This is a genomic window from Umbribacter vaginalis (assembly GCA_001552935.1).
GTDB lineage: Bacteria > Actinomycetota > Coriobacteriia > Coriobacteriales > Eggerthellaceae > Berryella > Berryella vaginalis.
In genome coordinates, this window is sequence record KQ959697.1 from 1 (window position 1) to 1124 (window position 1124).

General features: G+C 41.3%; 1 protein-coding gene. It reads right to left on the reverse strand.

What is annotated here, in order from left to right; translation table 11 throughout:
• On the reverse strand, positions 1-1105 hold a 1105-nt coding region (locus tag HMPREF3190_RS04615; RefSeq protein WP_156425719.1), incomplete at its 3' end, for a relaxase/mobilization nuclease domain-containing protein.
• Between the last annotated feature and the right edge of the window lie 19 nt (positions 1106-1124).

The following is a 1124-nucleotide window of genomic DNA, read 5'->3' on the forward strand; positions in this document are numbered from 1 at the left end:
GGCATTCAGATTGTAAGCGCTTAAACGTATCTTCTAACATGGTGCTCTGTGGTTCATAGGTAATGCCACGATCATTGAGATAATCTGCTGCTTCATTAAGGATTTCTACTTTACGTTTATTGTGCTTTTCCATGTGTGTACGGACTTGTGGTGTGGCATTTTTCCACTTTAGGTAAAAATCCTTATTCTGATCAAGTATTGTCCAGAAGCGATTAGCTCCCTGGGCGTGTTTTAATAAATTTTCATTTTCGTGCAGTTGCTCTTTGATCTCTGCTATCTCTGTACGTTTATCATTGATGACGTTCTTTAATTCCTGGACGGTTTTAATGCCGTCACGTTTAAGCATGGCAACGGCTCGTGCATACACAATAAGCGATAAGTTTTTGCGCATACGATAGCGCATAGTCTTTGGTATCGTAAAATCGCGCTTACTAAACGCTTCCGATGCACGAAAGTGCGCTACATGGTATACAGGCATATCTTTAATATCGCTTAGATTAGGTATAAAGCGTGATTCTATGTGCTCACGCATATAGTATTTACCGAGCTTATAATCTTTGCAAAACATCTCACCCCACGGTGCAGCAATACCATATACGTATCCTGCTCGTTTGTTTATCTTAACGCTTACATGTTGCTTGGTAAGTAAGTGAGAAAACTCGTTAAAAGTACGTGAGTATGGTGCACATAAATCAATGGCATCGCGCATTTGATCTTTAAGCGTGCGCATGCCTTTTTCTCGCATTTCTAGCTCTGCTTTTGTTGGAGATTTCGCTTGACGTGTATCATTATCGTAGAGATCCGGCAACACTGATAGTCCACGCTCTAGGGAAAGCCTATCCAGGCTGCGTACTTCTTGTTTTATCATGTCGCGATCGCGATGTATTTTTTTGTGTGTTTGAGGATCATAAGCGTTTAGTGCAATGTGTGCGTGAGTGATATGATTTTTGTTGTCATCATGAATCTCTATTGCCCACATAGCGCTACCGTAGTTTTCCTCTACCCAGCTTTTTGCAAGCTCGAGAACAGCTTCTGCACTTAGGTTATCTTTTGGATCAGGAGATATTATAAAATGGTAAAACTTGCGCCCTGCATCTTTATCCATAACGCAGCGCACATCATCC